Source organism: Bacillus sp. BD59S (assembly GCF_007363175.1).
Lineage (GTDB): Bacteria > Bacillota > Bacilli > Bacillales > Bacillaceae_G > Bacillus_A > Bacillus_A pacificus.
Map to the genome: position 1 here is coordinate 3,673,643 of NZ_CP034686.1, position 17,233 is coordinate 3,690,875.

Genomic DNA, 17,233 nt, shown 5'->3' on the forward strand with positions numbered 1-17,233 from the left:
AGCAACTATTTAACATACTCACCGTAAAAATATTTTTTGCTATACATCTATAATTATTGGTGATATAATGCTTTTGTTTTATAGAAAATAAAGTGAAGCTCCCATCTCAAAAAAGCTTTTGTGAATGGCAGAAAAACAAGTCTCATTCTAAAAAAGAACGTAACTTTTTTAGAACAAGATTATATAAAACAAACTCTAATAAATATTAAAAAAAGAAGGGGTGTATAGATTGTCCCAATACGAAACACCATTGTTTACCGCTTTAGTTGAGCACAGTAAGCGAAATCCAATTCAATTCCATATTCCAGGGCATAAAAAAGGACAGGGCATGGATCCTGAATTTCGCGAATTTATTGGGCATAATGCATTAGCAATTGATTTAATTAATATTGCGCCGCTCGATGATTTACATCATCCAAAAGGTATGATTAAAGAAGCACAAGATTTAGCAGCCGCTGCATTTGGTGCGGATCATACTTTCTTTTCTATTCAAGGTACAAGTGGCGCAATTATGACAATGGTGATGAGCGTTTGCGGTCCTGGTGACAAAATACTAGTACCACGAAACGTGCATAAATCAGTAATGTCAGCTATTATTTTCTCAGGTGCAAAACCTATTTTCATGCATCCTGAAATTGATCCAAAACTTGGTATTTCACATGGAATCACAATTCAATCTGTCAAAAAGGCACTTGAAGAGCACTCAGATGCGAAAGGCCTACTTGTTATTAACCCAACATACTTTGGCTTTGCTGCGGACTTAGAACAGATTGTACAATTAGCACATTCTTACGATATCCCTGTACTCGTTGATGAGGCTCATGGTGTTCATATTCATTTTCACGATGAACTGCCGATGTCAGCGATGCAAGCCGGTGCAGATATGGCAGCAACAAGTGTTCACAAATTAGGTGGATCTTTAACGCAAAGTTCTATTCTTAATGTAAAAGAAGGTCTTGTGAACGTAAAACATGTTCAATCTATTATTAGCATGCTTACGACTACATCAACGTCTTACATCTTGTTAGCCTCCCTAGATGTTGCTAGAAAACGTCTTGCTACAGAAGGAACGGCACTCATAGAACAAACAATACAATTAGCGGAACAAGTTCGTGATGCTATAAATGATATTGAACATCTTTACTGTCCAGGGAAAGAAATGCTAGGTACGGATGCTACTTTTAACTATGATCCTACAAAGATAATTGTATCTGTAAAAGATTTAGGTATTACAGGCCATCAGGCTGAAGTATGGCTTAGAGAGCAATATAACATTGAAGTAGAGCTCTCAGATTTATACAACATACTATGTCTTGTCACTTTTGGGGATACAGAAAGTGAGACAAATACACTTATTGCAGCATTACAAGATTTATCAGCAACATTTAAAAATAAAGCTGATAAAGGTGTTCAAGTGCAAGTAGAAATTCCAGAAATACCTGTTTTAGCACTTTCTCCTCGAGATGCTTTTTATTCGGAAACAGAAGTCATCCCATTTGAAAATGCAGCAGGTCGTATTATAGCTGATTTCGTTATGGTTTATCCGCCAGGGATTCCAATCTTTACTCCGGGGGAAATTATTACACAAGATAACTTAGAGTATATTCGTAAAAACTTAGAAGCAGGTTTACCTGTACAAGGTCCTGAAGATATGACATTACAAACATTACGCGTGATTAAAGAGTACAAGCCTATCAGTTGATAGGCTTTTCTTTCACCCTTTTGGCCTTTTCTCATACGATATTATGTAATGTAACGTATAGGTGGGGATACTATTATGATTGTAATAGGCCGTTCTATTGTACATCCTTATATCACAAATGAATATGAGCCATTTGCAAATGAGAAACAACAAATTTTATCTATAATGGCAGGAAATCAAGAAATCTATTCCTTCCGAACATCTGGTGAACTCAGCTTTGATCTAAATTTGCGTGTTAATATTATTACTTCTGCATTAGAACTTTTTCAAAGTGGTTTTCAGTTTCGCACATTTCAACAATCTTTTTGTAACCCTCAGTATTGGAAAAGAACATCTCTTGGAGGATTCGAGCTCCTTCCAAACATACCCCCTTCCATTGCCATACAAGATATTTTCAAAAACGGAAAACTATATGGAACTGAATGTGCCACCGCTATGATCATTATTTTTTACAAAGCTTTACTAGCATTATATGAGGAAGAAACCTTCAACCGTCTCTTTGCAAACCTTTTACTTTATACGTGGGACTACGATCAAGATTTAAAGCTCATAACAAAGACGGGTGGCGATCTTGTCCCAGGTGATCTCGTTTACTTTAAAAATCCACAAGTGAACCCAGCTACAATCGAGTGGCAAGGAGAAAATACAATCTATCTAGGAAATTTCTTTTTTTATGGGCATGGCGTAGGTGTAAAAACAAAAGAAGAAATTATATACGCGTTAAATGAGCGACGAGTCCCTTACGCTTTTATTTCCGCTTTCTTAACCGATACTATTACCCGTATTGATAGCCGTCTTATGAGCTACCACGCTTCTCCTAGCACACCACAGACATCCATAGGATTTATTCCGATTAGAGATGATGCCATTGTTGCAACAGTTGGCAACACAACTACAGTTTATTAAAAAAAGCACCTACATATGTAGGCGCTTTTTTTATTTAAGCTTTTGTATGTTCTTTATGGTTACAGTCGCAATGAGATCCACATTTCCCGTATAGTACTGTTGATTTTTCATCTTCAAAATGTCCGATTGTTCCTTCACATACTTGGCATACGATTGTTCCCATTTTTCATTTCCCCCTGAGTTTTAATAGTAATCTATTTATTTATCATTAAGCTTTCGCATTATCTCTACTAGCACAGTCACAATTTGTTCCGCATTTTCCGTAAAGCACTGTCGTTTTTTCATCTTCAAAATGTCCGATTGTTCCTTCACATACTTGGCATACGATTGTTCCCATTTTTCATTTCCCCCTAAGTTTATGGTCCTAAAAACTTTCAGCTGTCCATTTCCTATCAATTATTGGGCTTTTGTATGCTCTGTGTGATCACATCCGCAAGATCCACATTTCCCGTAAAGTACCGTTACTTTCTCATCCTCGAAGTGTGCAATTGTACCTTCACAATCTTGACATACGATTGTTCCCATTTTTCATTTCCCCCTAAGTTTATAATCCCAAAAACTTTTTTGTAACCGCTTAACTTTCTGTCTTTATTTTAATATGTTATACTTTTTACGTCAATAGGTTTTTAGTATAACACATTAAATATTTTAATTTTAAATTAGTATGCGATATTCAAACAAAAAAACAGCCATATTTATACGTACGACTGTTTTACATTATTTATTCTTCGTATTCCGCATGCAAAGATGTAGATGGAACTAGAAATGAGAAGAACTGAGCTAACTCAGCTGCTTCCTCTTCTGAACCTAATTTGAACACTTCCTGCAAATGTTGAACATTCTCTACATCATCTCGTCCAAGTAAAGTAGACCTTCCTGTTTGCATACAAACAATAAGTGGCTTTCCAAAAAACATATTTGTATAAATAACACCAAAATCATAACGAGTATCATGTGTCATAAACCCCAAAAATCGTACCTTCACACTTTCATGCTCATCATACAATTTTTCAAACATCGGTTTCCACCTTTCTATATCACCTTTCATTAGTATATTAAACAAAAAAAGGAATACTCCTTTTAATTGTCAAAAAATTCAGTAGGATGTAGAATGGTAGTATTCTACTAAGTTAGGGGGAACTTATATGCAACATGCCTTTATTACGCTTGTACCTAAATCCAATCAACAATCTGTTTCAATAGATGATATAAAACAACTTTTTCATTATTATAAAACAGTTACTTCCAAAACTGGTGTTCAAATTAATTACGCTTATACAAATACCGCTTTTCCGTATGAAATTTTAGATACATCAGCAACAACATTCAAACTACAATCTACTCACGATCGATATGACTCCATTTATGTTGGTGTCGGTATAGAAAAGGAACAAACTTATATTCAAGTTTCTTTACCACCTAATGCAACATTTGGTGATAAAGGAAAAGCAAATGAATTTTGCCGTTTTCTAGCGAAGAAATTAGAAGGAGAGTTACAATTATTTAATGGAAGAACAATGTATTTCTATACACGTTAATTTAAAAAAATAGAAAATATAATTAAGAAAAGTATGCAATTTGAACACGTAAGAAATAATGCCTGCTTTCTAATTTGCAATACAAAATATGCGATCACATATGCTAAATAAAGAAATACAAAAAATAGAATGACTTTATAATGCAACTTATCACCATTTGACAATGATAATACAACGGAAAAACCACTCCATAATAAAAAATGATAAAATATAACATGTAATATTCTCATGGAACCTTCTCCTTTGACATGCTCTATTTTATTAATATATGGTATTAAGTTTGAATCAATTACATATTACACGAAAGCATATATATGGCTTTTGGATTATAAGTTTTAACGATTCAATTAAATTATTATATATTCATTCGACAAGTACGTATAAAGACCTTGCAAGCCATTTTTATTATAAAGTAAAAAATAGCCCATCTCTTTAAATAAGAGATGGGCTATTTTCATTACTTAAATTATTTTACAATGTGAATTGGCATTCCAAGAGCAACTTCAGCTGCTTCCATTGTGATTTCACCTAATGTTGGGTGAGCGTGGATTGTTTGAGCGATATCTTCTGCTGTCATTCCAGCTTCGATAGCTAAACCAATCTCAGAAATAATATCAGAAGCGCCTGCACCTGCAACTTGAGCACCTACAAGAAGACCATCTTCTTTACGTGTTACAAGTTGTAAGAAACCGTCAGTGCTGTTTAATGATAATGCACGACCGTTAGCAGCGAATGGGAACTTAGATACAGTTACAGTCATTCCAGCTTCTTCAGCTTGTTTCTTAGTGTAACCAACAGATGCTAATTCTGGATCAGTGAAGCATACTGCAGGAATTCCGATGTAATCGATAGCTGACGCATGGCCACTAATTGCTTCTACAGCTACTTTACCTTCGTAAGAAGCCTTGTGAGCTAATGGTGGTCCAGGAACGATATCACCGATTGCATAGATATTTGGTACGTTTGTACGACATTGCTCATCGATTTCGATGATGCCGCGGTCAGTCATTTTAACTCCAACTTGCTCAAGACCGATTTCTTGAGTGTTTGGACGACGACCTACAGTTACTAATACGTAATCTGCTTCTACAGTTTGGATTTCACCTTTAACTTCGAAGCTAACTTTTACGCCAGTTTCTGTTTCTTCAACGCCTTTAGCCATAGCTTTTGTATGGATTGTTACGTTACCTTTTTTCTGTAGAGCACGTTTAACAACAGAGCTCATAGCTTTTTCGAAACCAGCTAAGATTTCGTCGCCAGCTTCTACTACAGTAACTTCTGTACCGAAGTTAGCATATGCAGTACCTAATTCCATACCGATGTAACCGCCGCCGATTACAACAAGTTTTTTAGGAATTTCAGGTAAGCTTAAAGCGCCTGTAGAGTTGATAACACGTTTAGAGTATTTGAATCCTGGAATTTCGATTGGTGTAGAACCAGTTGCAAGAACAGCATTTTTAAACGTATAAGTTTGAGCTGCATCTTCAGTCATTACGCGTAATGTGTTAGCGTCTACGAAGTAAGCTTCACCGCGAATGATTTCAACTTTGTTACCTTTAAGAAGGCCTTCAACACCGCCAGTTAATTTCTTAACTACGCCGTTTTTCCATTCTTGAACTTTTGTAAAGTCAACTTTTACGTTCTCTGCAGTGATACCCATGTCATCAGAATGCATTGCATTCTCATAACGATGACCTGCATTGATTAACGCTTTTGAAGGAATACATCCAACGTTTAAGCATACGCCACCAAGGTTAGCTTTTTCAATGATTGCTACCTTTTGACCTAATTGTGCTGCACGAATTGCCGCAACGTATCCACCAGGACCTGCACCAACAACGACTGTATCTAATTCAATTGGGAAATCTCCTACTACCATTGTTATTACGCCTCCATTACTAATAATTGTGGGTCATTCAATAGACGTTTAATTTGGTTTAATGCTTTTTGAGCAGTTGCGCCGTCAATTAAACGATGGTCAAAGCTTAGAGATAATGCTAATACTGGAGCTGCAACGATCTCACCATTTTTCACAACTGGTTTCTCAGCGATACGGCCGATACCAAGGATTGCTACTTCTGGGTGGTTGATAACTGGAGTGAACCATTGTCCACCTGCAGAACCAATGTTTGTAATTGTGCAAGAAGCGCCTTTCATTTCAGCAGGAGCTAAACGACCTTCACGTGCTTTACCAGCAAGATCATTGATCTCGTTAGAAATTGTGAAGATAGACTTGCGATCTGTATCTTTAACAACTGGTACTAATAGACCTTTGTCTGTATCAGCTGCGATACCGATGTTGAAGTAATGTTTATGAACTACTTCTTGAGAAGCATCATCTAAAGAAGTGTTTAACATTGGATATTCACGTAATGCAGATGTTAAAGCTTTAACAACGTATGGAAGGTAAGTTAATTTAATACCTTTGTCAGCTGCAACAGCTTTGAACTTCTTACGGTGAGCAACAAGTTCAGTTACATCTACTTCATCCATTAATGTTACGTGAGGAGCTGTATGTTTAGAGTTAACCATTGCTTTCGCAATTGCTTTACGGATACCACTCATTTTCTCACGAGTTTCTGGATATTCACCAGCTGGAATTGGTTGTGCTTTTGGTGCTTCTTCTTTCGCTGCTGCTGGAGTAGCTTCTACTGCTGCTGGAGCCTCAGTTGCTGCTACTGCTTGTCCACCATTTGCAAATGCATCGATGTCAGCTTTTACGATACGACCGTTCTTACCAGAACCAGCTACTTTATGAATGTCTACGCCGTTTTCACGAGCATATTTACGAACAGATGGCATAGCGATTACGCGCTCATTTACTACTTCTGCAGTTGCTGCTGGAGTAGCTTCAGCTTTAGGAGCTTCTTCTTTTGCTTCTTCAGCTTTAGGAGCTTCGTCATGATCGTCGCCTTTAAATTTAAGGTTTTCGTATCCAGGAGCATCAAATTTAATTAATGTATCTCCAACTACTGCAACCGTACCTTCTTCTACAAGTACTTCAAGTACTTTACCTTTAACAGGAGAAGGAATTTCTACTACTGCTTTATCATTTTGTACTTCAAGAAGTACGTCGTCTTCGTTTACTTCGTCGCCTGGTTTAATAAACCATTTTACGATTTCACCTTCGTGGATACCTTCACCGATATCTGGTAGTTTAAATTCAAATGCCACGGAATTCAGCCCCCTGATTCATTTCTTTATTATGGAATATGGCAAAAGAAATCAGCATGTGCTGATTTCTTTTGCACATGAATAAGTAAAAATTAGAAGTTCATTACTTTGTTAACAGCTTCAACAATATCTTTGTGGTTTGGTAACCATACGCTCTCAGCTTGAGAGAATGGGAATACTGTATCAGCAGCTGCAACACGTACAACTGGAGCTTCTAAGTTTAAGATTGCACGGTCGTTAATTTCCGCTACAACGTTAGCTGCAATACCAGCTTGTTTTTGAGCTTCTTGAACTACAACTACGCGGCCTGTTTTTTCAACAGAAGCGATGATTGTTTCGATATCTAATGGTTGAACTGTACGTAAGTCAACAACCTCTAAAGAGATACCTTCTTTTTCAAGTTCTTCAGCAGCTTTTAATGCAGCGTGAACCATAGCACCGTAAGCGATAACAGATACATCTGTACCTTCACGTTTGATATCAGCTTTGCCTAAATCAATTGTGTATTCGCCTTCTGGTACATCTTGACGGAATGAACGGTACAATTTCATATGCTCTAAGTAGATAACTGGATCGTTGTCACGAATCGCAGAGATTAAAAGACCTTTTGCATCGTATGGAGTAGATGGAATAACAACTTTTAGACCAGGTTGTTGAGCCACTAAACCTTCTAAGCTATCAGCATGTAGTTCAGGAGTATGAACACCACCACCGAATGGAGAACGAACTGTTACTGGAGCAGTCCAACGTCCACCAGAACGGTAACGCATACGAGCTAATTGACCAGAAATTGAATCCATTACTTCATAAACGAAACCGAAGAATTGGATTTCTGGAACTGGACGGAATCCTTCAAGTGCAAGTCCAACTGCAAGTCCACCAATACCAGACTCTGCAAGTGGAGTATCCATTACACGGTCTTCACCGAATTCAGCTTGTAAACCTTCAGTAGCACGGAATACACCGCCGTTTACACCAACGTCTTCACCAAACACAAGTACGTTAGGGTCATTTTTCATTTCAACGCGTAAAGCATCAGTGATTGCTTGAATCATTGTCATTTGAGCCATGGCTTACTTCGACTCCTTTTCTTTGTAAATTTCATATTGTTCAGCTAAGTTGTAAGGCATTTTTTCGTACATGATTTCCATTAAATCAGTAACTTTTTGTTTTGGAGCTTGGTCAGCCTTAGCAATTGCTTGTTTGATATCTTCTTTTGCTTCTTCGATTACTTTCTCTTCAACTTCTTGAGACCATAGGCCTTTGTTTTCTAAGAATGCACGGAAGCGTACGATTGGATCTTTTTGTTCCCATTCGTTCTCGATATCTTTTGTACGGTAACGAGTTGGGTCATCACCAGCCATTGTATGTGGACCGTAACGGAATGTTAAAGTCTCGATTAAAGTAGGACCTTCGCCATTTACTGCACGCTCACGAGCGAAAGCAGTTGCTGCGTATACAGCTAATGGATCCATACCGTCTACTTGGATTCCGTAAATACCTGCTGCTACTGCTTTTTGTGCTACAGTTTTAGCTGCAGATTGCTTTTCTACTGGAGTAGAGATTGCATAACGGTTGTTTTGTACAACGAAGATTGCTGGAGCTTTGAATGCACCCGCAAAGTTCATACCTTCGTAGAAGTCACCTTGTGAAGCACCACCGTCACCAGTGTAAGTAATTGCAACAGATTTTTTACCACGTAATTTCATACCTAACGCAACACCAGCAGTTTGGATGATTTGCGCACCGATGATGATTTGTGGAGCAAGTGCATTTACGTTCTCAGGCATTTGGTTACCCATGAAATGTCCACGAGAGAATAAGAATGCTTGGTATAATGGTAAACCGTGCCATACTAATTGTGGCACATCACGATATCCTGGTAAGATGAAATCTTCTGCTTCAAGTGCGAAATGACTTGCTAATTGAGAAGCCTCTTGTCCAGCTGTTGGTGCGTAGAAACCTAAACGTCCTTGACGGTTTAAAGAAATAGAACGTTGATCTAGTACGCGAGTATACACCATACGGCGCATTAATTCTTTTAATTGATCATCAGATAATTCAGGCATAGCTGCTTCATTCACAACTTCGCCTTTTTCATTTAAAATTTGTAATGTTTCAAATTGAGCTGCGATAGCTTTCATTTGCTCATCAACATTAAATAGGGTCTTTTTTGTTTTAGTACCCATTCCGTTCACCTCTTCCTCTCTTGAACCATATTCTGAAACGCTTTCACTATCTATTCGCTAGATGGAAACCGCAACAATGTAAACCAACAAATTTATTTGTCGGTTGAGAATAATTTTGTGTACCTAACAATCTGTACTAATGTTTTTTCAGAAACATATTAATACAATCTTGATCACGTTTTTTAGTTTACAACTATTCTAATTACGATGTCAATTACTTTGAATACGTTTTTTTATAAATAATCTGCAGGTTTCTCCTACACAAACGTGTTTTTATTTTTCACATCTGTATTAGTAAGCATTAACCTACTGTTATATTATTCCCTTTTTAACTTGTTTTTTCTCTTAGAATAATATGTAAACGATTTAATTCCCTTTAGTTTTTCTCTCTTCTTAGCAAAAATATACAAACTCTTCTTCCTTTTATAGGTAATTACCCATACATTTCTACTCTTCCCTCCATACATTATAGTAACCGCAGTATTAGCGGGAAATGATAAAGGAGGTCATCTCATGTACGGATATTCATATTGCTATCCAACTTGTTCATATCCTTCCTACGGTTATGGCGGTTCTTGTGGTGGGTCTGGACGCGGCTTCGCCTTAATCGTTGTGTTGTTTATTCTTTTAATTATCGTTGGTGCTGCTTGCATTCGCTAATGTAAAATGAAACAACTATGGAAAGAAAGAGACGGCTCTGCCGTCTCTTTCTTTTTATTCCTACATAACCGATCTATAGTAAAATGCTTTCCAAATCGCTTCTCCTTACTTGCCGATGACTTTTTCCATCTCCTTTGGTAGACTAAAGGGGAAAGGAGAGATTACATATGCTTACAATGAAAGATGTAATTCGCGAAGGAGATCCTATTTTGCGAAACGTTGCAGAAGAGGTAGTACTACCAGCAAGCGAAGAAGATACAAATACCCTTAAAGAAATGATTGAATTTGTAATAAATAGCCAAGATCCTGAAATGGCTGAAAAATATAGTTTACGCCCTGGAATCGGATTAGCGGCTCCGCAAATCGGTATTTCAAAGAAAATGATTGCGGTTCATGTAACAGATACGGACGGTACGTTATATAGTCATGCATTATTCAATCCAAAAATCATTAGCCATTCTGTTGAACGTACATATTTACAAAGTGGTGAAGGCTGTCTATCAGTAGACCGTGAAGTACCTGGTTATGTCCCTCGTTATACAAGAATTACAGTGAAAGCAACTTCTATCAACGGCGAAGAAGTAAAATTACGTTTAAAAGGGTTACCAGCAATTGTATTTCAACATGAAATTGACCATTTAAATGGTGTTATGTTCTATGACCACATTAATAAAGAAAATCCATTTGCCGCTCCTGACGATTCAAAACCTCTGGAGCGATAGTAAAAAAAGGCGGAATATACTCTTCCGCCTTTTTACTATATGAAATAGATTCCATATTCACTTATAGCAACCCAGCCCATTTTAAACCGTGATATATACCGTCTTCACTAACATCCTTTGTCACATGATTCGCAAGTTTTTTCAAGTCTTCATGACCATTCCCCATCACAATACCTGTCCCAACCGCCTCAATCATTTCTAAATCATTTAAGCCATCCCCAAATGCATACACTTGTTCACGGTTAAATCCTAATTTTTCAATGAATTTCTCAATCCCTTTTGCCTTAGAACCACCATTTGGAATAATATCCATTGAATACGCATGCCAGCGAATAAAATGAAAGTCTGGATACTGATTTATAAACTTTTCTTCTTCATTTACTTCACAGAAAAGAAGTGTTTGATAAATATTACGCTTCTCATAAAAATCAGGTTCATATGCCGGATGCTCAAAATGTAAACTGCCAAACCCTTCTTTCACATAATCATGATATTCCACTGATGCTCTCATTTCTTGATGATCAAGATATACAAGCGGATATCCTTCTTGTTTTGCAAACTGAGTAAACTTATGTAGAGCAGCTGGATGTAATGGGTTATTAAATACTACCTCATCTTCAAATACAACGTACTGTCCATTAAAGCTAACATAATTGTGGATATTCAGTTCCTTACGAATATCTTCAAACATAAATGGTGCACGTCCTGTCGCAATTGCTACATGCACGCCTTTTTCTTGTAACTGTCTTACTGCATCTCGTGTAGATTGCGGAATCTTCTTATCATGATCTAATAATGTTCCATCAATATCAAAAAAGACAATTTTATCATTCATTTGTCAAAATCCTTTCTGTTACTCTATATTCCTATTTTGATTATCGCTTTTCAAATGCTAAAAAAAAGTATAACATATTAAACATCTGTGAAGAAAGCGTTCACTTTCTGACCTTATTTATGAAACCTGCATATATATATTAGTAAAAAATGTGGATACTTGTTCGTATGAATTTTCTTTTCTATTCTTTCTCATACTATATCTATAACTAACGGCTACTAATCGTTACTATAGAATAGCTTTCTCTGTATGAGAAAAGACAAGATTCAACATTCACTTTTGTCCTCTTTCTTATATCAGAGACGGCGTTTTCACTAGTAATATGCATGTTTAAAATAAGGAAAGGAAGGAGTAATCATGCTGAAGAAGCTGAAGAAAAAGCTGAAGCGTTATTTAAAAGATCTAGTCCGTAAAAAGACGATCGCTTAAATTGTGCCCATTTCGGGCTTTTTCTTCATTCTCATTCGAAAAAACATGAAAATCGTGACTGTTTGCTTTATAATAAGTAACAGATAATGCAAAACATAGACAAGGAGAGGTTTTCCAAATGATTTTTAAAGTATTTTATCAAGAAAAAATGACTGAGGTTCCAGTACGTGAAAATACAAAAGTTTTATATTTAGAGGCTACGTCTGAGAAGGATGTTCGTACAAAATTAAATAAGTTCGCATATAATATCGAATTCGTTCAGTCTGTGACTGGCAATCATCTTGAATATGAAAAAGAAAACGCTGATTTAACATTAGCGGAAATCGTATAGTCATATGAAATTTCTAAAGAATGATCAAGCAGCCGTTTTTGCTTTAGGTGGACTTGGTGAAATCGGTAAAAATACATATGCTGTTCAATTTCAAGATGAAATTATTATAATTGACGCTGGAATTAAGTTTCCAGAAGACGAACTCCTCGGAATCGATTATGTAATACCAGATTACACTTATTTTGTGCGAAACGAAGATAAAATTAAAGGATTATTCATTACACATGGTCACGAAGATCATATCGGTGGAATTCCTTACTTATTACGTCAAGTGAACATTCCGATTTATGGCGGAAAATTAGCAATTGCACTAATCAAAAACAAATTAGAAGAGCACGGATTACTTCGTAAAGCAAAGCTTTATGAAATTCAAGAAGATGATGTTATTAAATTTAAAAAGACATCTGTTTCCTTCTTCCGTACAACTCACAGTATCCCAGATTCATACGGAGTTGTTGTGAAAACACCTCAAGGACAAGTGGTTCATACTGGAGATTTCAAATTTGACTTCACACCGGTTGGTGAACCAGCGGACTTAACAAAAATGGCTGAAATCGGAAAAGACGGTGTACTTTGTCTCTTATCTGACAGTACAAACAGTGAAGTTCCAAACTTTACAATGTCTGAGCGCCGTGTTGGTGATAGTATTCAAGATATTTTCCGCAAAGTAGAAGGTCGTATTATCTTTGCAACCTTTGCATCAAATATCCATCGCTTGCAACAAGTCGTTGAAGCGGCTGTTGAAAACAATCGTAAAGTGGCTGTATTTGGCCGAAGTATGGAGGCAGCAATTGAAATTGGACAAAACCTCGGTTATATTCGCTGTCCGAAAGATACATTTATAGATGCATCTCAATTAAATCGTCTACCGGCTAATAAAGTTGTTATTTTATGTACAGGTAGTCAAGGAGAGCCAATGGCAGCACTTTCACGTATTGCTAATGGTACCCATCGTCAAATTCAAATCATTCCTGGCGACACAGTTGTTTTCTCTTCTTCACCAATCCCTGGTAATACAATTAGTGTAAGCCGTACAATTAATATGTTGTACCGTGCTGGTGCTGATGTAATCCACGGAAAACTGTCAAACATTCATACGAGTGGACACGGTGGACAAGAAGAACAAAAACTAATGCTTCGTCTAATTAAACCGAAGTATTTCATGCCAATTCATGGTGAATATCGTATGCAACGTATGCATATGAAATTAGCAAATGATTGTGGTATTCCAGAAGAAAACTGTTTCATTATGGATAATGGTGATGTTCTTGCCTTACGTTCAGATGAAGCAAGTGTAGCTGGTAAAATACCATCTGGATCTGTCTATATTGACGGAAATGGTATTGGAGATATCGGTAATATCGTATTACGCGATCGTCGTATCCTTTCTGAAGAAGGACTTGTTATTGTCGTTGTAAGCATTGATATGAAAGAATTTAAAGTTGCAGCAGGGCCTGATATTATCTCACGTGGTTTTGTTTATATGCGTGAAAGTAGTGATTTAATTAATGATGCTCAAACATTAATTACAACTCATTTAGAAAAAGTAATGGAACGTAAAACAACACAATGGTCTGAAATTAAAAATGAAATTACAGATACATTAGCACCATTCCTATATGAGAAAACGAAACGTCGTCCAATGATTTTACCAATCATTATGGAGATATAAGAAAAAGGACAATACCTTTATGGTATTGTCCTTTTCTCTTATCTTAAAAAGTGCTTGAAACGATCTACTTCATCGTCATGACCAATTACAATTAATATATCTCCCGCTTGAATGTTTTCCGTAGCTCGAGGGGATACAATAACTTCTTTACCACGTTTAATCGCTACAATATTCAATCCAAACTTCGCACGAATATCTAATTCGATTAAAGAATGACCATCAATTTTTTTATTTGCAATAATCTCTACAATACTATGCTCGTCTGAAAGCTCAAGATAGTCTAATACATTACTTGATGCAATATTATTAGCAATCCTTTTTCCCATATCGCGCTCTGGGTGCACAATGTGATCTGCTCCTATTTTACTTAATACTTTTTCATGATAATCATTTTGAGCTTTTACAGTAATATTTTTTACACCTAACTCTTTCAGAATTAACGTTGTTAAAATACTTGAATTTAAATTGTCTCCAATCGCAACGACTACATGATCAAAATTACGAATACCAAGACTTTTTAATACCATCTCATCTGTTGAATCTGCAATTACAGCATGTGAAGCTATATTTGCAAACTCATTAATTTTATCCTCATCTGAGTCAATTGCCATTACTTCCATACCTAATTGAGCAAGTTCCCGACAAATACTTCCACCAAAACGCCCAAGCCCAATGACAGCAAATTCTTTCTCTTTTTCACCCACAGAAATTCCTCCAATAACATCGAATACTATGTATTTTTATTGTAACATACTTTAGATTTGCTACAAAAACCTGTATATCATTCTTTATTTTTGTTTTTGCATATAAAAATACTGTTGTAAATAAAATGCGATACCGAAAATTAACATACCAAATACAAATATGTTTCCGAATGAACTAAATGTTTCAAAAACGAATAATAACGTTTCTTGTCCGAAAAAAGCAAATAATAGTTGTGTAAATGCGAATAGCAATGCCAATATGTAATGATGTTGATGGAATAAGTAATGCGTTGTACCTAAAAAAGCGATAAACGAAAGAATGAAAATCCACCAATTTTCTAAAAACAGTTGCCAATTAGTAAATTGATACCCATTTACTAATATCGCAATAATTGCTATAACCGCCATCGTTGGCACACTCCATAACAATGCACGCCCTCTAAAGAAATGAGTGCCTTTTATATCTCCCTTTTCATTTGCAATGTATGTTAGCACAACAGTACTTATATACAAAACAGAGAGAATTGTTAAAACAATTATGAGCCAAAAATGCAACTGATAATATTCATGTTCTATATTCGTCACGATAGCAGCTAACATACACGGTATTAGCATTCCCGTCCAACCATCTACTTTTCTCTCATTCCAAAATACCGTATTACCAATACGAATTCCTAATAGCATAAAAATAATGATACCTAGTACAAATAATGTAGTCTTATTTCCTACTAAGCTCGTTGAAAAAGCAATTAATCCAATAAATAAAAAAAGAACAAACCCATTCATAATTTCTAGTACAGGTGATAAATACCTTTTCACCCAGTTGTATGTCTCTTCATATTCATTATTATTCGCTAAACGGTAGGCATAAAAACTTATCCCAAAATAAACCGCTGCAATAATAACATATGTATATAAAACAAAACATAAAATCGCACTGCTAATCTGCACGTAATTCCCCACCCTTTTTTCTACGTTTCACCTTGATTTTACACACTCTCCACACGAATTGTAAACATATATAAGCTAGTTAACTAATCATCTTCTCAATAAGCGATAATGAATAATGAGCAGCGGCTCAAAACCACTGCTCATTATTTTATCCATTTGTATGCCGATGTGTATCCAAAACAAATATAAAAGATGTTTTCACCTTGGAACTAACGAATACCCACTTTAAATTGTTACCAAGTTGGCGAGCAAATTTACTTTCTAGTTCCCTTCCACTTTACATATTGATCTAAAAATACGATAGCTTTCTCAATAGCCTCTTCATCTGGCTTTAATTTTGCATGATGTAAACCATATTCTGAATTTACCCCAAGCCAAAACATAAATCCAGGAATCTCTTGAAGCATATAACCAAAATCTTCACCTGTCATTGCCTCGGTACATGTAATTACTTTCATATCAGTTTGTTCACTTACAAATTGCATAAACTCTCTCGTTAATGCTTCATGGTTATATACTTGATGATACATCGCTCCGTAGTCAATAACCGCTTTACATTGGAAGGAAGCTTCTATACCTGCAACAATTGCCTCAATCCTACTTTTAACACGACTCATTGATTCCACTGATAACGTTCGAATCGTTCCTTCTAACCGAGACTTTTCTGCTATGATATTTTGAACTGTACCGCCTGTTATTTTTCCGATTGTAATTACTGCACTATCAAGCGGGTTTACATTACGACTAATAACGGACTGAAGCTGTGTAACAAGGTGACTAGCTGCGACAATCATATCATTTGCAGTATGAGGATAAGCTGCATGTCCACCTTTCCCCTTTAAATCAACATATAACTCTGATGTATTTGCAAATAATAGCCCCTCTTTTGTAGCAATTGTTCCTACAGGGTATTCAGGTGCAATATGAAGGCCGAGAATAATATTCGGCTTCCATTCTTTTAACTCTTCACTCTCTAACATAGGAAGGGCCCCTCCAGGCCCTTCTTCAGCTGGTTGGAATAGAAATACAAGGTCATCATCTATTCTTTCTGTTACAGCTGCTGTTAGGAGGCCTAAACCGATTGTCGTATGTAAGTCATGTCCACATGCATGCATCATTCCTTCATGAACAGAAGCGAACTCATATCCAGTTTCCTCTGTAATTGGTAAACCGTCTATATCTGCGCGATAACCTATAACTTTTTCTGGATTTCTTCCCTTTACTTTAACAATGACACCTGTTCTCCATACTTTCACTTCCACATGTTCATTCGAAAGCGTTCCTATGTAATCTAAAATATACTGTTGTGTTTTCCACTCTTTAAATCCAATTTCCGGTATTTTGTGTAAGTCTCTACGAATTTGAACAAATTTGCTTACTACCATTTTTGCACCTCTATCTATAAAAAGCGTAAGAGCCT

The 17,233-nt window shown here is 36.3% G+C and carries 20 protein-coding genes; 7 read left to right on the top strand and 13 right to left on the bottom strand.

The window, feature by feature from the left end; genetic code table 11:
- Positions 1–229 precede the first annotated feature (229 nt).
- Together speA and EKQ63_RS21070 are read left to right on the top strand one after the other, a co-directional pair.
- Positions 230–1,702 carry an arginine decarboxylase gene (gene speA, locus EKQ63_RS21065; protein WP_000084887.1) on the top strand — a complete coding sequence of 491 codons (1,473 nt, stop codon included), beginning with the start codon at positions 230–232 and terminating at the stop codon, positions 1,700–1,702.
- 75 nt (positions 1,703–1,777) lie between these two features.
- Complete coding sequence (locus EKQ63_RS21070) at positions 1,778–2,608, top strand: protein-glutamine gamma-glutamyltransferase (RefSeq protein WP_000635351.1); 831 nt, start codon at positions 1,778–1,780, stop codon at positions 2,606–2,608.
- 34 nt (positions 2,609–2,642) lie between these two features.
- On the opposite strand, the gene EKQ63_RS21075 is transcribed toward EKQ63_RS21070, so the two are convergent.
- The 4 genes from EKQ63_RS21075 to EKQ63_RS21090 all read right to left on the bottom strand — a co-directional run bounded on the left by EKQ63_RS21075 (position 2,643) and on the right by EKQ63_RS21090 (position 3,626).
- Positions 2,643–2,771, bottom strand: a complete 129-nt coding sequence (locus EKQ63_RS21075; protein WP_087954448.1) for a GapA-binding peptide SR1P — start codon at positions 2,769–2,771, stop codon at positions 2,643–2,645.
- A 45-nt stretch (positions 2,772–2,816) separates the two neighbouring features.
- Positions 2,817–2,945 carry a GapA-binding peptide SR1P gene (locus EKQ63_RS21080; RefSeq protein WP_000536805.1) on the bottom strand — a complete coding sequence of 43 codons (129 nt, stop codon included), beginning with the start codon at positions 2,943–2,945 and terminating at the stop codon, positions 2,817–2,819.
- 59 nt (positions 2,946–3,004) lie between these two features.
- Positions 3,005–3,133, bottom strand: coding sequence for a GapA-binding peptide SR1P (locus tag EKQ63_RS21085; protein WP_000536778.1), 129 nt, complete (start codon positions 3,131–3,133; stop codon positions 3,005–3,007).
- 196 nt (positions 3,134–3,329) lie between these two features.
- Entirely contained in the window at positions 3,330–3,626 is a 297-nt protein-coding gene (locus tag EKQ63_RS21090) for a DUF3055 domain-containing protein (RefSeq protein ID WP_011040622.1), read from the bottom strand.
- A 127-nt stretch (positions 3,627–3,753) separates the two neighbouring features.
- Here EKQ63_RS21090 and EKQ63_RS21095 point away from each other — a divergent pair, with 127 nt between their 5' ends.
- Positions 3,754–4,146 carry a DUF1885 family protein gene (locus tag EKQ63_RS21095; RefSeq protein ID WP_087954446.1) on the top strand — a complete coding sequence of 131 codons (393 nt, stop codon included), beginning with the start codon at positions 3,754–3,756 and terminating at the stop codon, positions 4,144–4,146.
- On the opposite strand, the gene EKQ63_RS21100 is transcribed toward EKQ63_RS21095, so the two are convergent.
- The 5 genes from EKQ63_RS21100 to pdhA form a co-directional block, all read right to left on the bottom strand.
- The gene (locus tag EKQ63_RS21100; protein ID WP_087954445.1) at positions 4,143–4,376 is read right to left on the bottom strand and encodes a hypothetical protein; all 234 of its coding nucleotides are present in this window, start codon (positions 4,374–4,376) and stop codon (positions 4,143–4,145) included. The genes EKQ63_RS21095 and EKQ63_RS21100 overlap by 4 nt on opposite strands.
- Positions 4,377–4,612: 236 nt before the next feature.
- Positions 4,613–6,025 (bottom strand): dihydrolipoyl dehydrogenase, encoded by a 1,413-nt coding sequence (gene lpdA, locus EKQ63_RS21105; RefSeq protein ID WP_000260111.1) that lies wholly within the window; start codon positions 6,023–6,025, stop codon positions 4,613–4,615.
- A 5-nt stretch (positions 6,026–6,030) separates the two neighbouring features.
- The gene (pdhC, locus tag EKQ63_RS21110) at positions 6,031–7,320 is read right to left on the bottom strand and encodes a pyruvate dehydrogenase complex dihydrolipoyllysine-residue acetyltransferase (RefSeq protein ID WP_000863427.1); all 1,290 of its coding nucleotides are present in this window, start codon (positions 7,318–7,320) and stop codon (positions 6,031–6,033) included.
- A gap of 92 nt (positions 7,321–7,412) precedes the next feature.
- Positions 7,413–8,390 carry a pyruvate dehydrogenase complex E1 component subunit beta gene (gene pdhB / locus EKQ63_RS21115; protein WP_000068166.1) on the bottom strand — a complete coding sequence of 326 codons (978 nt, stop codon included), beginning with the start codon at positions 8,388–8,390 and terminating at the stop codon, positions 7,413–7,415.
- 3 nt (positions 8,391–8,393) lie between these two features.
- Positions 8,394–9,509 carry a pyruvate dehydrogenase E1 component subunit alpha gene (gene pdhA / locus EKQ63_RS21120; protein ID WP_000536893.1) on the bottom strand — a complete coding sequence of 372 codons (1,116 nt, stop codon included), beginning with the start codon at positions 9,507–9,509 and terminating at the stop codon, positions 8,394–8,396.
- 513 nt (positions 9,510–10,022) lie between these two features.
- Between pdhA and EKQ63_RS21125 the strand changes: the two genes are divergently transcribed.
- Both EKQ63_RS21125 and def read left to right on the top strand, forming a co-directional pair.
- Positions 10,023–10,169 carry a YjcZ family sporulation protein gene (locus EKQ63_RS21125; protein WP_000274562.1) on the top strand — a complete coding sequence of 49 codons (147 nt, stop codon included), beginning with the start codon at positions 10,023–10,025 and terminating at the stop codon, positions 10,167–10,169.
- 167 nt (positions 10,170–10,336) lie between these two features.
- Positions 10,337–10,891: a peptide deformylase gene (gene def, locus EKQ63_RS21130; protein ID WP_046197916.1), complete on the top strand. Its 555-nt coding sequence runs from the start codon at positions 10,337–10,339 to the stop codon at positions 10,889–10,891.
- Between the two features lie 61 nt (positions 10,892–10,952).
- Here the strand turns inward: def and EKQ63_RS21135 are convergent, their stop codons facing one another.
- Complete coding sequence (locus EKQ63_RS21135; protein WP_000998288.1) at positions 10,953–11,726, bottom strand: Cof-type HAD-IIB family hydrolase; 774 nt, start codon at positions 11,724–11,726, stop codon at positions 10,953–10,955.
- 547 nt (positions 11,727–12,273) lie between these two features.
- Between EKQ63_RS21135 and EKQ63_RS21145 the strand changes: the two genes are divergently transcribed.
- Complete coding sequence (locus tag EKQ63_RS21145) at positions 12,274–12,486, top strand: DNA-dependent RNA polymerase subunit epsilon (RefSeq protein ID WP_000576444.1); 213 nt, start codon at positions 12,274–12,276, stop codon at positions 12,484–12,486.
- Between the two features lie 4 nt (positions 12,487–12,490).
- Positions 12,491–14,158 (top strand): ribonuclease J1, encoded by a 1,668-nt coding sequence (rnjA, locus tag EKQ63_RS21150; RefSeq protein ID WP_000670368.1) that lies wholly within the window; start codon positions 12,491–12,493, stop codon positions 14,156–14,158.
- A 38-nt stretch (positions 14,159–14,196) separates the two neighbouring features.
- Here rnjA and EKQ63_RS21155 read toward each other — a convergent pair whose 3' ends face one another.
- The 3 genes from EKQ63_RS21155 to EKQ63_RS21165 all read right to left on the bottom strand — a co-directional run bounded on the left by EKQ63_RS21155 (position 14,197) and on the right by EKQ63_RS21165 (position 17,198).
- Complete coding sequence (locus EKQ63_RS21155) at positions 14,197–14,862, bottom strand: potassium channel family protein (RefSeq protein ID WP_000504032.1); 666 nt, start codon at positions 14,860–14,862, stop codon at positions 14,197–14,199.
- An 84-nt stretch (positions 14,863–14,946) separates the two neighbouring features.
- A complete protein-coding gene (locus EKQ63_RS21160; RefSeq protein WP_087954444.1) occupies positions 14,947–15,813 on the bottom strand; it encodes a cytochrome C oxidase assembly protein in 867 nt (288 codons plus the stop codon).
- Positions 15,814–16,067: 254 nt separating this feature from the next.
- A complete protein-coding gene (locus EKQ63_RS21165; RefSeq protein ID WP_087954443.1) occupies positions 16,068–17,198 on the bottom strand; it encodes an N-acetyldiaminopimelate deacetylase in 1,131 nt (376 codons plus the stop codon).
- Between the last annotated feature and the right edge of the window lie 35 nt (positions 17,199–17,233).

Excerpts from the sequence above, each read along its gene's own strand:
- EKQ63_RS21085 (WP_000536778.1), bottom strand. The coding sequence starts at position 3,133 with ATGGGAACAATCGTATGTCAAGATTGTGAAGGTACAATTGCACACTTC.
- EKQ63_RS21090 (WP_011040622.1), bottom strand. The coding sequence starts at position 3,626 with ATGTTTGAAAAATTGTATGATGAGCATGAAAGTGTGAAGGTACGATTT.
- pdhB (WP_000068166.1), bottom strand. The coding sequence starts at position 8,390 with ATGGCTCAAATGACAATGATTCAAGCAATCACTGATGCTTTACGCGTT.
- EKQ63_RS21080 (WP_000536805.1), bottom strand. The coding sequence starts at position 2,945 with ATGGGAACAATCGTATGCCAAGTATGTGAAGGAACAATCGGACATTTT.
- EKQ63_RS21095 (WP_087954446.1), top strand. The coding sequence starts at position 3,754 with ATGCAACATGCCTTTATTACGCTTGTACCTAAATCCAATCAACAATCT.
- EKQ63_RS21135 (WP_000998288.1), bottom strand. The coding sequence starts at position 11,726 with ATGAATGATAAAATTGTCTTTTTTGATATTGATGGAACATTATTAGAT.
- pdhA (WP_000536893.1), bottom strand. The coding sequence starts at position 9,509 with ATGGGTACTAAAACAAAAAAGACCCTATTTAATGTTGATGAGCAAATG.
- EKQ63_RS21100 (WP_087954445.1), bottom strand. The coding sequence starts at position 4,376 with ATGAGAATATTACATGTTATATTTTATCATTTTTTATTATGGAGTGGT.
- EKQ63_RS21145 (WP_000576444.1), top strand. The coding sequence starts at position 12,274 with ATGATTTTTAAAGTATTTTATCAAGAAAAAATGACTGAGGTTCCAGTA.
- lpdA (WP_000260111.1), bottom strand. The coding sequence starts at position 6,025 with ATGGTAGTAGGAGATTTCCCAATTGAATTAGATACAGTCGTTGTTGGT.
- EKQ63_RS21125 (WP_000274562.1), top strand. The coding sequence starts at position 10,023 with ATGTACGGATATTCATATTGCTATCCAACTTGTTCATATCCTTCCTAC.
- rnjA (WP_000670368.1), top strand. The coding sequence starts at position 12,491 with ATGAAATTTCTAAAGAATGATCAAGCAGCCGTTTTTGCTTTAGGTGGA.
- EKQ63_RS21070 (WP_000635351.1), top strand. The coding sequence starts at position 1,778 with ATGATTGTAATAGGCCGTTCTATTGTACATCCTTATATCACAAATGAA.
- def (WP_046197916.1), top strand. The coding sequence starts at position 10,337 with ATGCTTACAATGAAAGATGTAATTCGCGAAGGAGATCCTATTTTGCGA.
- EKQ63_RS21075 (WP_087954448.1), bottom strand. The coding sequence starts at position 2,771 with ATGGGAACAATCGTATGCCAAGTATGTGAAGGAACAATCGGACATTTT.
- EKQ63_RS21165 (WP_087954443.1), bottom strand. The coding sequence starts at position 17,198 with ATGGTAGTAAGCAAATTTGTTCAAATTCGTAGAGACTTACACAAAATA.